General features: G+C 60.9%; 16 protein-coding genes. 5 read left to right on the top strand and 11 right to left on the bottom strand.

Annotated elements, in window-relative coordinates; genetic code table 11:
• Positions 1-186: 186 nt before the first annotated feature.
• The 3 genes from dsbG to dsbD are packed head-to-tail and all read right to left on the bottom strand — an operon-like array spanning position 187 to position 3,554.
• A complete protein-coding gene (gene dsbG, locus NTD86_RS17055; RefSeq protein ID WP_262203913.1) occupies positions 187-960 on the bottom strand; it encodes a thiol:disulfide interchange protein DsbG in 774 nt (257 codons plus the stop codon).
• Positions 939-1,811: a TlpA family protein disulfide reductase gene (locus NTD86_RS17050; protein WP_262203912.1), complete on the bottom strand. Its 873-nt coding sequence runs from the start codon at positions 1,809-1,811 to the stop codon at positions 939-941. The genes dsbG and NTD86_RS17050 overlap by 22 nt, the downstream gene beginning before the upstream one ends.
• Positions 1,812-3,554 carry a protein-disulfide reductase DsbD gene (dsbD, locus tag NTD86_RS17045; RefSeq protein ID WP_262203910.1) on the bottom strand — a complete coding sequence of 581 codons (1,743 nt, stop codon included), beginning with the start codon at positions 3,552-3,554 and terminating at the stop codon, positions 1,812-1,814.
• A gap of 200 nt (positions 3,555-3,754) precedes the next feature.
• On the opposite strand from dsbD, the gene NTD86_RS17040 reads away from it, so the two are divergent.
• The 5 genes from NTD86_RS17040 to NTD86_RS17020 all read left to right on the top strand — a co-directional run bounded on the left by NTD86_RS17040 (position 3,755) and on the right by NTD86_RS17020 (position 9,211).
• Positions 3,755-4,432, top strand: coding sequence for a response regulator (locus tag NTD86_RS17040; protein ID WP_262203909.1), 678 nt, complete (start codon positions 3,755-3,757; stop codon positions 4,430-4,432).
• Entirely contained in the window at positions 4,429-5,754 is a 1,326-nt protein-coding gene (locus NTD86_RS17035) for an ATP-binding protein (RefSeq protein WP_262203908.1), read from the top strand. The genes NTD86_RS17040 and NTD86_RS17035 overlap by 4 nt, the downstream gene beginning before the upstream one ends.
• A gap of 262 nt (positions 5,755-6,016) precedes the next feature.
• Positions 6,017-7,432 (top strand): D-serine/D-alanine/glycine transporter, encoded by a 1,416-nt coding sequence (gene cycA, locus NTD86_RS17030; protein WP_262203906.1) that lies wholly within the window; start codon positions 6,017-6,019, stop codon positions 7,430-7,432.
• Between the two features lie 109 nt (positions 7,433-7,541).
• On the top strand, positions 7,542-8,933 hold the full coding sequence (locus tag NTD86_RS17025) for an aspartate aminotransferase family protein (RefSeq protein ID WP_262203905.1): 1,392 nt from the start codon (positions 7,542-7,544) through the stop codon (positions 8,931-8,933).
• Positions 8,934-8,989: 56 nt separating this feature from the next.
• On the top strand, positions 8,990-9,211 hold the full coding sequence (locus NTD86_RS17020) for an MbtH family protein (protein ID WP_048389352.1): 222 nt from the start codon (positions 8,990-8,992) through the stop codon (positions 9,209-9,211).
• Positions 9,212-9,378: 167 nt separating this feature from the next.
• On the opposite strand, the gene NTD86_RS17015 is transcribed toward NTD86_RS17020, so the two are convergent.
• Genes NTD86_RS17015 through NTD86_RS16980 form a run of 8 tightly spaced genes read right to left on the bottom strand, consistent with a single transcriptional unit; the run spans position 9,379 to position 15,536 of the window.
• Complete coding sequence (locus NTD86_RS17015; RefSeq protein ID WP_262203904.1) at positions 9,379-10,272, bottom strand: metal ABC transporter solute-binding protein, Zn/Mn family; 894 nt, start codon at positions 10,270-10,272, stop codon at positions 9,379-9,381.
• Positions 10,273-11,172, bottom strand: coding sequence for a metal ABC transporter permease (locus NTD86_RS17010; protein WP_262203903.1), 900 nt, complete (start codon positions 11,170-11,172; stop codon positions 10,273-10,275). It lies immediately after the preceding gene.
• Complete coding sequence (locus NTD86_RS17005) at positions 11,169-11,924, bottom strand: metal ABC transporter ATP-binding protein (protein ID WP_262203902.1); 756 nt, start codon at positions 11,922-11,924, stop codon at positions 11,169-11,171. Before NTD86_RS17005 ends, NTD86_RS17010 begins: the two co-directional genes overlap by 4 nt.
• Positions 11,921-12,865 (bottom strand): metal ABC transporter substrate-binding protein, encoded by a 945-nt coding sequence (locus tag NTD86_RS17000; protein ID WP_262203901.1) that lies wholly within the window; start codon positions 12,863-12,865, stop codon positions 11,921-11,923. Before NTD86_RS17000 ends, NTD86_RS17005 begins: the two co-directional genes overlap by 4 nt.
• A 34-nt stretch (positions 12,866-12,899) precedes the next feature.
• Positions 12,900-13,454, bottom strand: a complete 555-nt coding sequence (locus NTD86_RS16995; RefSeq protein ID WP_262203900.1) for a DUF6162 family protein — start codon at positions 13,452-13,454, stop codon at positions 12,900-12,902.
• The gene (locus NTD86_RS16990; RefSeq protein ID WP_410016989.1) at positions 13,451-13,789 is read right to left on the bottom strand and encodes a hypothetical protein; all 339 of its coding nucleotides are present in this window, start codon (positions 13,787-13,789) and stop codon (positions 13,451-13,453) included. The genes NTD86_RS16995 and NTD86_RS16990 overlap by 4 nt, the downstream gene beginning before the upstream one ends.
• Entirely contained in the window at positions 13,786-14,328 is a 543-nt protein-coding gene (locus NTD86_RS16985) for a thiamine pyrophosphate-binding protein (RefSeq protein WP_262203898.1), read from the bottom strand. The genes NTD86_RS16990 and NTD86_RS16985 overlap by 4 nt, the downstream gene beginning before the upstream one ends.
• Positions 14,325-15,536, bottom strand: a complete 1,212-nt coding sequence (locus tag NTD86_RS16980; RefSeq protein WP_262203896.1) for a PepSY-associated TM helix domain-containing protein — start codon at positions 15,534-15,536, stop codon at positions 14,325-14,327. Before NTD86_RS16980 ends, NTD86_RS16985 begins: the two co-directional genes overlap by 4 nt.
• Between the last annotated feature and the right edge of the window lie 102 nt (positions 15,537-15,638).

The raw sequence follows: 15,638 nt of genomic DNA, 5'->3' as shown, positions 1-15,638 counted from the left end.
TATGTTGCAAGTTGCTCGCTACGCTTGGCATCTCGACAGCAAGCCAACGGGATTGTGCATGGAACACAATCATTAACGGCGCCGCGCTGGCGCCGTTGTACAACTCGTTCGAGGACATCCGACCACGTTGGTGGTGTTTGACGCCATTAACCCCGTAGTCGCTGTCGAGGTACGAGGCTGCGATAGTTACTTGGGCCCCAGGATCTTCACCAGTTTGTCTGGCGAAGGCGCACCTTGCTGCTGTTGCAGGTTGCCCTGGTCGTCCAGGTAGAAAATCGCCGGGGTCGCCGACAGTTCCAGGTCGCTCATGAGTTGGGCGTTGGCATCGAGCTTGGCCTGGACATCTGCCGGGATTTTGCTCAAGGCCTTGAGGGTGCTGGTCTTGCCGGCCTTTTCGTGATCCTGCAGGGCCTGTTGCGGGTCTTTGGCGGACAACAGAGCGGCAGACTTGCCTGGGCTGTCTTCGCGAATAATGCCGACCATGATGTGGCGCAATTGCACTTTGCCTGAATCAACCCATGGGCGAGCTTGCTCCCAGAACATGTTGCAATACGGGCAGTTCGGGTCGCTGAACAGGTAAACGATGCGCGGCGCATCCTTTTTGCCATCCTGGATCCAGTTGCTCTTTTCCATGTTGGCCCAGACCTCTTTGGCCATCGGCGCATACACCAGCTTTTGCAACGGGGCCAGGCTCAGGTCTTTGCCGTCAGCGTCATACAGATTGCCGACCAGCACATTGCCGTCTGCCGTCAGGTACAAGGCCATGCCACGGTTCTGGTACTGAGCGGCATAGCCTTTCAAACCGCTGGGGGCATCAAAGCTGCCGACGATCTTTGCGCCTTTGGCTTCGATTTTCTTGATCGCGGGTGGCAGTTCTTCGGCCTGCAGCAGGGGCGACTGAAGCACAGCAGCGCCGAGCAGAGTGGTCAGGCCGAGGTTTAACAGTTTGCGGTTAAGCATGTGTGCGTATTCCTTGCTGGGTCGACCTGCTGAGCCGACTTTGAGTGTTCTTTATTAAAGCCTTCCATTGCCTGTGCCAGGCTGGCATCGGACAGTTCGCCCAAATGGCTGCGCTGCAATCGCCCGTCAGCGCTGTAGAAGAGGGTGGTGGGCAAGGCCATGGAGCCGACTTTCTGAGCGAGTTGCCCACTGCTGTCGAACAGGATGTTGCTCAGGCTGAGGCCCTGGGTTTCAAGAAACGTGCTGACGCTCTGCATGCTTTCGCCCTGGTTGACGAATAGGAACGTCACATCCTGATGAAGTTTCTGTGCGTTTTGCAGCACCGGCATTTCTCGGCGGCACGGTGGGCACCAGGTGGCCCACAAATTGATGACCAGCGGCCCGCCCTGGTAACTGCTCAACTGCACGGACTCGCCGTTGGCATTGCGCAGGGTCAGTTCAGGCAGCCGCGAGCCTTGCTCATAGAGGCTGGAGGACAGGCTGGCCAGTATCCAGAAGGTCAGCCCGGTGCTCAGGCCCCAGGCCAGGGGGCGACGCAAGCCGGCGCGGCGCCAGCCCCAGAACACTGCGCCAGCGACCACCGCGAACAATCCTGGCCAGACCATGAAACCGCCGTCGCGCAGATCGAGCATTTTCAGCGGGCTGTTTTGAAAGTGCGGCCAAAAAGCGATGACAAAACCGATCCGCGCCACCAGCAAACCCAGCAAAAACAGGGCAAACAACACTGACTCAGGGTTCTCGCCGCCTCGTTTGGCCACCCGCCAACCGACCAGCGTCGCCAGGGCGAGAGCCAGAATCAGCAGCAGGTGGTTAATTGCCAAGGCAAACGAACCGATGGTCAGGGTGAGCATTTAAGGGGTTTCCCGAGTGGCGTTCCAGTTGTTCAAAAAAGTCTCGGCGTTGACTTCGCCGGTAATCCGTTGCCCACGACGCTCAACCCCGTTAGGACCAATCCAGATGAAACTGGGTGGGCCTGGCACTTGATAACGGCTGAGCAATTCGCGGCTGGCGACATTATCGGCGGTCACATCAAGACGCAACAGGCGGACACCTTGCAGGGCCGCTTGCACTTGGGGCTTGGCGAACACCTGCTTTTCCATGACTTTGCACGACACACACCAGTCAGCGTAGTAATCGAGCAGCACCCATTGCCCTTCGGCCTTGGCGCTGGCCAATTCGCGATCCAGGCTGGCCGGATCGCTGAGGGTAATGAAGTCGCCATGGCCGGTGCTCACCGGGCTGCCGATTACGGTTTTCGCAGTGTAGACCTGCAACGGCTGCCCCAGGTCGGTGCCACCTCCTGCGGCGCCAATAAGCATCAAGCCCCCCCAGATTCCGGCCAACAGGCTCAGCGGGTTAAAAAACGGTTTGGCGCGGGCAAAGTGCTGAGCTTGCTGCCACAGGCTGCTGGCAAAAATAATCAGCAACACGCCCCACAGACCGAGCCACAGGGTTTCACTCACCACCGGGCGTAACAACAGCAAGGCCGTGCCCAGGAACAGGAAGCCGAACAGGCCCTTGGTCAGGTCCATCCAGGCACCCGGCTTGGGCAGGAAGCGGCTGCCCACGGTGACCAGCAGCAACAACGGCATGCCAATCCCGACGCCCATCACAAACAGCACCAGCCCACCTTCCACCGCATTGCCGCTTTGTGCGATGTACAGCAGGGCGCCGGCCAGCGGGGCGGTCATGCACGGGCCTACCAGCAAACCGGACAGGGCGCCCAGAATGCCAGCCCCCAGCAGGCTGCCACCTTTGCGACCGCGCCCGGCGTTTTCGAGGCGGTCGCGCAGGGCGGCCGGCAGTTGTAATTCAAAGAAGCCAAACATCGGCAACGCCAGCACCACGAACAGTGCGGCAAAGCTGCCAAGCAGCCAGGGTTGTTGCAACAGCGCCTGCAGATTGGCGCCGAGCATGGCCGCCAGGACGCCCAGACCGGCATACACCAGCGCCATGCTCAGCACATAGCTGCTGGCCACGGCAAAGCCGCGTCCGGCACTGGCGCCGCTGCCCACCACCAGCCCCGCCAGGATCGGCAGCATGGGCAGGGAACATGGGGTAAAGGCCAGCAGCAGGCCCAGTCCGAAGAACAGCAACAAGCTCCAGCCCAGCGAACGCTGCTGCAAACTGGCGGCCAGGGACTGGTCCTGGGCTTGGCCTTGAGCCGCAACGGGCTGGGTGCCGCCCAGATCAACCACTTGGCTTTGTGGCGGATAGCACAGGCCGGCATCGGCGCAGCCTTGCCAGCTCACTTTGACTTGGCCGCTGGCCCCGGCCGGGATCAGCATTTCAACGTATTGGCGATAGACCTGGCTGGCGCCGAAAAACTCGTCACTGTGTTCCTCGCCCTGGGGCAAGGCGGGTGTGTGGGTGGGGTCCAGGCCCTCGAACTTGAAGCGTTTTTGGTACAGGTAGTAGTTATCGGCGATTTTCCAGCTCAGACGCGTTTCGCCCGACGGCAGCGCCTCACTGGTGAAGGCAAACGCCTTGGCCACCGGCAAGAAGTCGGCTTGTCGAGCAAAAGGGTCATCACTGGCTTGTGCCTGGCTCAAGCCCGTCAGTAGAAGAAACATGAAAATGAACAAACGGTGCATACGCCCAGCCTTGGTCTTATGAATACCCGCCACCTTGGCGTTTGTTGATTAACCGAGTGTTAATTGTGAAGCGAAACTGACAACCGCTTTAATCAAAGTGGGTGCACTACATTGAGGGGGCGGATATGGTTGGCACCTTCGGGATAATCCGCCCTTAATCCCATGATTTTTTAATCGGCACATTTAACGCGGGTATGAGCATGCACGTACTGGTTTGCGAAGACGATGAACTGATTGCCAGCGGCATTGTGGCCGGGCTGACGGCGCAGGGGCTGACGGTTGAACACGTCGGCACCGCCAGTGCCGCCAAGGCCATGCTCAAGGCGGCCGAGTTCGATGTGATGGTGCTCGACCTGGGGTTGCCTGACGAAGACGGCCTCAAGTTGCTGCATCAGTTGCGTCATCAGGGCTTTGAATTGCCAGTGCTGGTGCTCACCGCCCGTGATTCGGTGACCGACCGGGTCGATGGTCTGCAGGCTGGAGCCGATGACTACCTGCTCAAACCCTTCGACCTGCGCGAGCTGGCCGCACGCCTGCACACCCTGTTGCGCCGGGTGGCCGGGCGCAGCGTCAACCTGATCGAACACGGGCAATTGAGCTACGACCCGAGCAGCCGCGTGACGTTGCTGGCGGGTCAGCCGGTGGATTTGTCGCGCCGTGAGCAGGCGTTGCTGCAAGCCCTGCTGCATAACCGCGGGCGTGTATTGTCGGCCGAGCAACTAAAAGACAGCATTTACGGCTTTGGCGACGAACTGGAGAGCAATGCCCTGAACGTTCATATCCATCACCTGCGCTCCAAGCTGGGCAAAGGCATCGTCGAAACCGTGCGCGGTCTGGGCTATCGCCTGGGCACTGCCGACGGTGCCGAGCCGTCATGATGAGCATGCGTCTGCGTTTGAGCCTGACCATCGGCTCGGCGTTTGTGCTGGTCTGGGCGCTGGCAGCGGCCTGGATGCTCAGCGACCTGCGCCAGCAAATGATGTTCTCGCTTGATCAGCGGCTGGTAGCGTCTGCACGCATGGTGGCCGGGCTGCTGGAGCAGTTGCCACAATTGCCGGTCAAGGGCGAGGGGACCCACTTCAGTGCCGAACAACTGACTATTCCTGGGGGGATGGCGTGTCAGGTCAGTTCGTTGCGCGGTGAAGTCCTGGCCCGCAGCCACAACAACCCGGACCAGCCGATGCACGCCGAATCGGCGGGTTTTCATGACCAGATGATCGACGGCGCGGCCTGGCGCACTTTCACTCTGGACCGTGGCGATATTCGCATTACCACCGCCGACCGGCAGGTCGAGCGTGAAGCCCTGAACCTCTCTGTGCTGCTCGCCGCCTCGGTGCCGGTGGGCATGGCGTTGATCGTGTGCCTGTTGCTGCTGTGGCTGGGCCTTGGCCAGGGGCTGGCGCCGCTCAACCGCATGCGTGATGCCTTGATGCGCCGCGATGCCGACTCGCTGCAACCCTTGCAGATCAGCCCGTTGCCCAGCGAGTTGAAACCGTTGCTCGACTCTCAAAACCAGCTGCTGGCGCGTATTGCCAAGGCCATTGAGCGTGAGCGCCGCCTTACCGGCGACGCGGCACATGAGCTGCGCAGCCCGTTGACCGCCATCAAGACCCACTTGCAGGTGGCGCGCATGACTGACGGCGCCGCCCGCGAACAATCGCTGGCCCACGCCGAAGCCGGGGCAGATCGTTTGCACCGCACCCTGGAGCAGTTGCTGTTGCTGGCGCGGGTTGAAGGCAGCCTGTCATTTGATGACGGCGTGCAGTGCTCGGCTGAACAAGTGGCGCGTCTGGCCATTAACGATGCGGCCAGTGGCGCAGCAGATCGCGTGCAACTGCAACTGGCTGATGACCTTCCGGATACCCGGTTGCAGGTGCCTTCGGTATTGGCGATTGCTGCTTTGCGCAATTTGCTCGACAACGCCCTGCGGCATACCTCGGCGGACACTCGGGTGCAATTGAAGGTGCGCGCCGAGGGTGAGCACGTGGTGTTTGTGGTGCGAGACCACGGCCCGGGCCTGTCGCCCGAGACCCTGCAGCACATGACCCAGCGTTTCTGGCGCAATGGCAACAGCAACGGGTGTGGCCTGGGCCTGGCGATTGTGCAGGCGATTGTCGAACGCTGCGCCGGCGAACTGGCCTTCGACAGCCAGGCCGATGGCTTGCGCGTGGAACTGCGCATGCCGTTGCAAAGCGCCTGAACCCCAATAACCACTGGCGCTCCACTGGCAAAGTTGCATGTCATGGAGCGCAACGCTCAGGCCGACTGGCCGCGTATCTCGCTGAATCTTCTTGAAAAAAGCGCTTTTCTGCGGTGATTTCATTCCGCTAGCATGCATGCTTGTGATGTAAACACCGCTGCCCTGGCGGGTTTGCTGGTCAGACCCGAAATAGACGGGTATCCCTTGTCGCAAGCATTAAACCCTTGAGGATGCCCGCGCAAGAACAAGAAGAGGAAGCACCATGACGCACTCCACGCTGGATCACCGTCCTGACGGTGAAGAGCCTGAGCTCAAACGAAATTTGTCCAACCGCCATATTCAGTTGATCGCCATTGGTGGTGCCATTGGCACCGGCCTGTTCATGGGCTCCGGAAAAACCATCAGTCTGGCCGGTCCTTCGATCATCTTCGTCTACATGATCATCGGTTTCATGCTGTTCTTCGTCATGCGTGCCATGGGCGAACTGCTGTTATCCAACCTCAAGTACAAGTCGTTTATCGACTTCGCCACGGACCTGCTGGGGCCGATGGCCGGTTATTTCACTGGCTGGACCTACTGGTTTTGCTGGGTGGTCACCGGCATCGCCGACGTGATCGCGATCTCCGGCTATACCCAATTCTGGTTCCCGAACATCCCGCTGTGGCTACCGGCAATCGGCTGCGTGGCAGTGCTGCTGTCGCTGAACCTGATTACCGTGAAGATGTTCGGTGAGATCGAGTTCTGGTTTGCCATGATCAAGATCGTGGCGATCTGCTCGCTGGTCTGCACCGGCCTGTACATGGTGATCACCGCATACCAGTCACCTGCCGGCAACACCGCTGCCCTGAGCAACCTGTGGACCGACGGCGGCATGTTCCCCCACGGTCTGATGGGCTTCTTCGCCGGTTTCCAGATTGCCGTCTTTGCCTTTGTCGGGATCGAACTGGTCGGCACCACCGCTGCCGAAACCAAGAACCCGGAACGCAACCTGCCGCGGGCCATCAACTCGATCCCGCTGCGCATCATCATGTTCTATGTCTGTGCCCTGATCGCCATTCTGGCCGTCACGCCATGGCGTGACGTGGTGGCCGACAAGAGCCCGTTTGTTGAATTGTTCGTGCTGGCCGGTCTGCCTGCAGCTGCGGGGATCATCAACTTTGTGGTGCTGACCTCGGCTGCGTCCTCGGCCAACAGCGGGGTATTTTCCACCAGCCGCATGCTCTACGGCCTGGCGCTGGATGGCGATGCGCCGAGCAAGTTCAAGAACCTGTCGAAGCGGGCTGTACCGTCCAATGGGTTGATCTTCTCCTGCACCTGCCTGTTAGCGGGCGCGCTGGTGATTTATCTGGTGCCGAACCTGATGGACGCGTTCACCCTGATCACCACGGTCTCGGCAACCCTGTTCATGTTCGTCTGGACCATGATCCTGTTGTCCTACCTGGCGTACCGCAAGCGCAGCGATCACCTGCACCAGGCATCGATTTTCAAAATGCCGGGAGGCAAGGCCATGGTCTGGGTTTGCCTGGCCTTTTTTGTGTTCATCCTGGTGCTGCTGGCCCTTGAAGATGACACCCGTGCCGCGTTGTACCTGGTACCGGGCTGGTTTGTGGTGTTGGGCGTGGCCTATCGCTCTGTGCTGCGCAACAAGCTGCAGCAGGCCGCCAACAAAGCTGACTGATCGGCTGCGCAGGCGATTTGCGCCTGCCCGCTAAATCCTCAGTGCGCTGATGCGTTTCCAGAACAGGAAAGTTTTGGTCAATCCCATCGGCGTATTGAGGGTCCCAGGAATGTCAGTTGCAACCAGCCTTGTTGAAGATCACCCGGTTGAACCACTGTACGAGTTTGAAGAATCCCCGCTGCTGGCGCGCCAGAGCCGACAGGAGTCTAACGCGCGCAGTTACCCCCGGCGCCTGCCACTGGCCCTCAAGCGCGCCAAGGGTTTGTACCTTGAAGACGTCGAAGGCCGCCGTTTCATTGACTGCCTGGCCGGTGCCGGGACCTTGGCCCTGGGGCACAACCACCCGGTAGTGATCGAAGCGATCCAGCAGGTGCTCAGTGATGAACTGCCCCTGCATACCCTGGACCTCACCACGCCGGTCAAAGACCAGTTTGTTCAGGACCTGTTCGGCTTATTGCCTGGCCCTTTGGCCTGTGAAGCGAAAATCCAGTTCTGCGGCCCCACCGGCACCGATGCTGTCGAAGCCGCGCTGAAACTGGTTCGCACCGCAACAGGCCGCAGCACCGTGGTGTCGTTTACCGGTGGGTATCACGGCATGAGCCAGGGGGCCTTGAGCCTGATGGGCAGCCTGGGACCGAAAAAGCCGTTGGCCGCCTTGCTCAGCAATGGCGTGCAATTCATGCCGTATCCCTACGAGTACCGCTGCCCATTCGGGCTGGGCGGTAAGCAGGGCCTGCAGGCCAATTTGCACTACCTGGAAAACCTCTTCAGCGACCCTGAAGCCGGTGTGCAGTTGCCGGCCGCGGTGATTGTCGAAGTGGTGCAGGGCGAGGGCGGCGTTATTGCCGCCGACCTCGATTGGCTGCGCGGATTGCGCCGGATCACCGAGCAAGCGGGTGTGGCGTTGATCGTCGACGAGATCCAGAGCGGCTTTGCCCGTACCGGAAAAATGTTTGCTTTTGAGCACGCCGGAATCATCCCGGACGTGGTGGTGCTGTCCAAAGCCATCGGCGGCAGCTTGCCGTTGGCGGTGGTGGTGTATCGCGAGTGGCTCGACACCTGGCTGCCCGGCGCCCATGCCGGGACGTTCCGTGGTAATCAGATGGCCATGGCGGCAGGTTCGGCGGTGATGCGCTATCTCAAGCAGCACAACGTGGCTGCGCATGCGGCTGCCATGGGCGAGCGCCTCAGCGAACACCTGCACGTCCTGCAGCGTGACTTCCCGCAAATGGGGGACATTCGCGGTCGCGGCCTGATGCTCGGGGTCGAGCTGGTAGACCCTGCCGGCAAGCTGGATGCCCAGGGGCATCCGCCGGTCTTTGCCCGGCTGGCGCCGCTGGTGCAGCGCGAATGCTTGAAGCGCGGCCTGATTCTGGAATTGGGTGGGCGCCAGGGCAGCGTAGTGCGCTTCTTGCCGCCACTGATCATCACCGCCAGCGAAATCGACCACGTCGCGGCCATCTTTGGCAATGCCATGGCGGCAGCGATCACCCGGCTCTAATTTCTGCCCGTGATCACTCGTTAGATTCATATCTTTACAGCGACGGAGACCCGTACATGAGTTCAGTATTTGACCGCGATGACATCCTCTTCCAAGTGGTGGTGAACCATGAAGAGCAGTATTCGATCTGGCCGGATTACAAGGCCATCCCCAACGGCTGGCGCGCGGTGGGCAAAAGCGGCCTCAAGCCTGAGTGCCTGGCGTATATCGAAGAAGTCTGGACCGATATGCGGCCCTTGAGCCTGCGCCAGAAAATGGATGCCGTGGCCACCCACTGATTTCCCTCACCCCAACCCTCTCCCGGAAGGAGAGGGGGCTGATTGTGGGATATTGAAGGCAGGCTTTACTCAGAGAGTGCTGTGTTGAATCCACAATCGACACGGTAGGTCCGGTCGATGAATATCTATAGACATCCCGATCAGTTCCCTCTCCCTGCGGGAGAGGGCTAGGGCAACTGCGCCACAATCTCATCAATGTTGCTCTGCAACTGCGCCACCGGATCTGCACCGTCAGCGCCGATCACTACCCACTGGCTGCCGCCCTCAGCAATCGCGGCCTTCAACTCTGGCGAAGGTTCGCGATGGTCCAGCACCAGCGCCACATCGTTTTCCTTGAGGGTGTGTGTCAAAGCCTTGAGGGCTTGCGGTGTCCACGGGTCTTCACTCTTGTGCGCCACGTCAACCCGCTCAAGGTTCAGTCCGCTGATCAAATAGTCCAGCCGATCCGACACACTGACCACGCTTAAATTGTCCGCCTTGGCCAGCCGGGACTCGCTCTCGGCGCTGAGTTTGAGCAGGCGTTGTTTCAGCTCGGCCAGGTTGGCTTCGATCTTCGGCTTGGCGGCAGGGGCCAATCGCACCAAGTCAGCCGCGATCACGTCGGCCATGCGTCCCATGTTGTTGCTGGCTAGCCACGGCTGGCTGTTCAGACCGTCGCTGTGAACGCCCGGCTGCACGGCAATGCCCGGCAAGCTGCCGTCCACAGGGCGGGCGGCGTCGACTTCGACGATGCGGATATTGCTGCGACGGGCCATCGGGTACAACGGGTCGTCATTCCACAACGAGCGCAGGCCAACCACGGCGTCCGCGTTTTCAGCGAGTTTTTGCAAGGCCGGGGCGCCGCGACCGCTGAAGTAGGCGCTTTGTCGACTGCCGGGCAGGTTGGCCGCCGCCGCACGCTCAAGGATCACACCGCTGTCCTTGAGCAGCAACTCGCTCAAGCCATAGGTAATCGGCAGGCTGGCGAGGATGCGCACCGGTGGCGGGGTGGCGGCCAGCAGCGGGGTGCTGAGCAGGCCGGTGATGGCGATGGCCAGTGTCAATTTGCGCAGTGTGAACATTTATCCAATATTCCCTTTGAGGCCCGGCACCACGCCACGAGCAATGGCGGCCAGGGCGAAGGCGACACCGGCCACCAGGATGATCGCGGCGCCGGACGGAATCGGTAGGTCAAAGACGATAGGCAGCAAGATCCCGCACAAGGTGCTGATCGTGGCGATCAACACCGAAATCCAGAAAAAGCCCTTCAGTGACTGGCTGAGCAAGCGCGCCGCAGCGGCCGGAATCACCAGCAGAGCACCCACCAGAATCGCCCCGATCACCTTGACCGCCGCCACGGTGATCAGCGTCACCAGAATCACGAACAGGTAGTCCAGCGACTTCACGGCCACGCCGCGCACAGCGGCCAGTTGCGGGTTGAAGCTGGCGAGCATGATGCGGTTGTACAGCGGCAAGCTCAGCCCCAGTACCAGTGCGCCGACAATCGCCAACACCAGCAGGTCGTTGCCATTGACGGTCAGCACCGAGCCGAACAGGACGTTTTCGAGGATATGGATGTTGATCTTGCCCGCCAGGATCAGCAGCAGGCTGGCGCCCAGGGCCAGCGACACCGAGAGGAAGACGCCGATCAAGGTGTCTGGCGCAAGGCCGGTACGGTTACGCAGGTAATTGAGCAGGATGCCGAACAACAGGCAGTAGCCGAACAGGCTGCCATAAGGGCCGGTGTAGGGCTCGCCGAGCAGGATGCCGATGGCCACCCCGGTCAGCGCTGCATGGCCCACGGCCTCGGAAAAGAACGCGAAGCGCTTGACCACCACCAGCGTGCCGAGCCCGCCCAGTACCGGGCCGATCAACAAACCGGCCAGCAGGGCATTGACCACAAACCCATAGGCCAGCACTTCAGGCAGATACCCGGCCGTGGCCCAGCCTTGAACCATCAGGCGGAACGCTTCATAGGTCATGACTGGGCGCTCCCGCTGATTTTGGGGTGGGTGGAAAACAGGCTCAACAAACGTTCGGGGCTGAGGGTTTGGGCAGGCGGGCCATCGAACAGCACTTGTCGGTTCAGCCCGGTGACGCGGTCGGCCAAACGCTTGACGGCCTCCAGGTCGTGCTCGATCCACACCACGGTGACGCCAGACTGCTGCCAGTCTTTGAGCAAGCGTTCAAATACCTGCGCCCCGGCCTCGTCCAGCGCCGACATCGGCTCGTCCAGCACCAGCAATTGCGGGGCTGGAATCAGCCCCTGAGCCAGCAATACGCGCTGGCGCTCGCCGCCGGATAACGCGCCCATGCGGCGCTTGCGCTTGTGCTGCATACCCACGCGCTCCAACGCTTGGCCGATGGCCGGGGCGACCTTCTTCGACAACCCCATAAAGGCCGGACGTCGCTGGCACATGGCAGCCATGAAGTCGTCTACCGTCATAGGCAAGCCACGGTCGAACTCCAGTGCCTGAGGAACATAGCCGATCAATCCCGGTTCATCTGTCCAGGTCATGCGCAACTCGCCCTGGTGCGGCATTTGCCCGAGCAGGGTTTTGATCAGCGAGCTTTTGCCGCCGCCATTGGGTCCGACCAGGGCATGCACGCTGCCCGCGCGGATGTCGAAACTCACTCGGTCCAGGATCGTGGTGCGGCCCAGGGTCAGCGACACCTGATCAAACGTCACGCCCGGCCCGCAGGGCTTGACTGCAAGGGATTCAGCCACCGTCATGCCCCGGACTCCTGGATCGCCTTGACCACGGTGTTGAGATTGTTGTTCATCTCTTTTTCGTACTTGTCGGCGGTGTAGTCGCCGTACGAAATGTGCGACAGCGGGTACAGTTTGACCCCGGACTCACGCTGGATGGTCTCCACGTACGTCGACGGGAAGTCCATCTCCGAGAAGATGACTTTCACATCCAGATCGCGCAGTTGGTCGATGGTCTTTTTCAACTGGCTGGGGCTCGGCTCAATGCCGTGGGCAGGCTCGACCACGGCGGTCACTTCGAGGCCAAACTCACGCAACAGGTAGTCATAGGCGGCGTGCACTGTGGCGACGCGCAAGTCAGCGTTGGGGGCTTCAGTCAGCTTGGCCAAGGCCTCGGCACGCATCTGGCGCAGGCGCTTGCCGTAGGCGCGGGCGTTGGCGGTGTAGGTCTTGGCATTGGCCGGATCGAGCTTGCCCAGTTCACGGGCAATGTTGTTGACCTGCGCAATGGAGGCGCTGATCGACAGGAAGGTGTGCGGGTTGACCACCTTGCCAGCGCCACGTGCAGCGGTGCCGGTGGCGGCCAGCAGCGGCACGTTTTCGTTGGCTTCGATTACCGCGATGTCCGGTTTTTCACTGGCTTCGATCATCTTGTCGGCAAAGTCGTCATGGCCTACGCCATTGAGCACGATCACGTCCAGCGTACCGATGCGCTTGATGTCTTCAGCGCGGGGTTCATAGGCGTGCGGGTTGAAACCGGCCGGAATCAGCGGCACCACTTCAGCCTTGTCGCCGACGATGTTTTTCACGTAGCTGTAATACGGGTGCAGGGTGATGCCAATGCGCAGCGGTTTGGCCGGCGGGGCCGGGGCGGCCGTGTCGGCCTGCGCCATGGGGGAAAGGCAAAAGGCCAGGAGGCCGGCCAGCAACAAGGTGCGGCGTCGAAACACAGATGAAATGGACATGGCGCGCAGTCTTCTCTCAGGTGAAGCGGTGGGTTCAGTGCCGATGCTGGCGAGTGACCCCGGCATCGAATTGGGCGATCACTTGCTTCCAGCCGTTCTGGAGCAAGGCGGCATCGCTGAAGTCGGTGGGGGCGCTGACGTTGCTGTTGCGGTTGAGCCACACATCGGGCTGCTCGCTGATGCGCATCAAGAACGAGCCCGCCACTTCGGGGTCGGGGCTCACGCCCAGGTAGGCCTGTTCGCCCAGCAACTGCCAGGCATGATTGCCGCGGCTCACCGAGCTGGCGTCGCTGGCAAAGGGTGCGAAGCCTTCTTCGGCCAGCTCTTCGGGCTGGGGCAGGGCACGGGTTTCTTCACGCAACAGATTGATTTCATCCAGCGTGACGCGCAGATCGGCGTAAATACCCTGCTCGGCGGCATTCAGATCGAGCCGGGCATCGAGTTGATGGGCCTCTACTGACGTTGCTTCATGGGACTCATGACGCCAGGCCACGACCGAGCCGGCCACGCACAGAATCAACAGGCACAACAGCAACACATACAAGGTTTCATGCCCGGCACCGGCCGGGCGAACGACGTGAGTATTCATTCGATATCGGCTTGGTCGATTTCAACAATGTGGCCGGGGCCTGCGTCAAACAGCACGTAGAACTCGCCTTCCGGGCGCTTGAAGGTCAGGGTCGAGTCCTGGCCCAGTTTGCCGGGCACCAGAATGGTTTCGTCGTAGCCGATCACATCCAGGGTGACGCCCGGGGCACCGCTGCCATCGGAAAACCCGCCGGTGCAGCGAATCTGGTCGTCGCCCAGGCTTTTGCACTCACACATCGGGTTGTGTGCCAGCGCCTGGCCGCTGAACCCCAGCAAGGCCAGAAAACCCGCTGCCATGGCGCGGCGCGCGGGGTGTTTGAACAGGTGCGAACTCATCGTTTACCTCCTTGTTGAGCCAGCCAGGCCATGGTTGCCGGTGAAGCCTCGCTCAGGGGGATGGATGCCTGATGCATCGAGCCGTCCCACCCCTCGAGGGTGATCCACAGCTCGGCATCGGCTTTGGTGCGTTCCGGAATCGGCAGGCTGGCCCCCATACGGTAAGGCGTGCCGAAGAAAATCACCCCGGCAGCGCGCAAACTGCGGGGTTTGCCGATGCGCAAGTACCCGGCCTTGACCTGCTCGGCGCAGGTGTCGCAGAGCGCCGCGGTAAAGATCTTCATATAGCCCGCCGGGCCGTCGGGGCGGGGGCCTTCGTTGCGCAATTCCGCCAGTTTCAGGCTCCAGGGGCCGACCTGTACCGTGCCGACTTCACGCTCACCCAGACCGCTGTCGCCGCGAAACAGCGACATTTCGTGAAAGTATTTGGGCATAAAGCCCAGCGGGATCAGCAACAACAGAATGTTGATGTGAAAACGCCATTTGAGCCACCAGCGTCCCAGTGCGGAAGAGGGCGCTACTGCCGCTGCCTTACTCATACGTTGGCCTCCTCAGGCTGAGCGCTGCGCGCTGTCACAGTCTGCGTGCCAACGGGCACACGGGCAGGTTTATGGCTGCGTTTGAGCGCATTGGCGGTGGCCAGGGCGGTGCGTTTGGTCCAGATCAGCAGGCCGCTCAGCACCATCATGCTCAGCACCAGGCCGAAGAAGAACCAGATCAGCTTGACCCACAGCCCGCCAAAATCCCCGGTGTGAAGCGGGCGCATGGACTCGGTCACCAACTCCAGCCCGGAGCGGTCGGCAATCATCCGCGAGCCTTCGATCGCGCCGTTGTACGGGTTGATATCAGCGGTCTGGAACAACAGCGGATACCAGCCCGGCCCGCCTACTTCGATATGACCGTAGGCATTGCTTGGCAGGCTGATAAAACTGGCTTCCAGGCCTGGAATACTCTCGGCGGCAATTTGTACGGCCTGATCAAGGTTGATGCGTGGCGCTGGCTGGCCGTCCGCCGTGATCGGCACATCCTGGCGCGCCACGACGGGCGGGTTGCCCGCCGTTGAAATTGAAATCTGGTTATCGAACATAAAGGCTTCAATCAGAAACCACAGGCCGGTGATGGATATCACTGCGATAAACCAGATCGACCAGATCCCGCACAGCCGATGGAAATCCCCCCAGAAAATCCGCGCGCCGTGCTTCAAGCGCAGGGTGGGCTTGAGGAAGCCTTTCCAGAATTTTTTGTACACCACCAGCCCGGTAATCAACGAGCCCAACAACGGCAGGCCGAGCAACGACACCAGGTACCAGCCCCAGCTGTAACCATTGGTGAACGGCACCAGCCACCAACCGTGCAGGGCGCGGGTGAACTGACGGAAATCAAAGCTCGAACTCTCGCCCTGAATGGCCCCGGTGTACGGGTTGATATACAGCGACGGCGAGCGGCCATCCGGGTACACCACCCGGGCCACCAGCGCAAAGTGCGACTCGTCCGGACGGCTGATCGACTGCACGGCCAATGCCGGTTCGGCTTTATGAATGGTAGTGAGCACCTGCTCATAGGTGAGCAACGGCGCGTCACTGGACGGCTGTGTAGCCCGGGCTTCAGGCGTCGCCAGCCAGACGATCTCCTGGCTGACCACGGCCAGCGTGCCGGTGACACAAACAATTAATACAAAGAACCAGATCGGCAGCGTTAACCAGCTGTGGACCAGGAACCAGGCCTTGGAACGAGATTTTTTCGACATGGGGAACGGCAGACTCACGGCTGAGCATGTGTGTAATCGCAGGTGATAATGCGATTGCTATCCATGTAGGACGTATGAGATGTGCAAAACCCGAAGCTTGAG

The organism is Pseudomonas sp. 7P_10.2_Bac1 (assembly GCF_025465935.1).
In the GTDB taxonomy this organism is placed as follows: domain Bacteria; phylum Pseudomonadota; class Gammaproteobacteria; order Pseudomonadales; family Pseudomonadaceae; genus Aquipseudomonas.
This window is presented reverse-complemented; position numbering and strand designations above follow the sequence as displayed.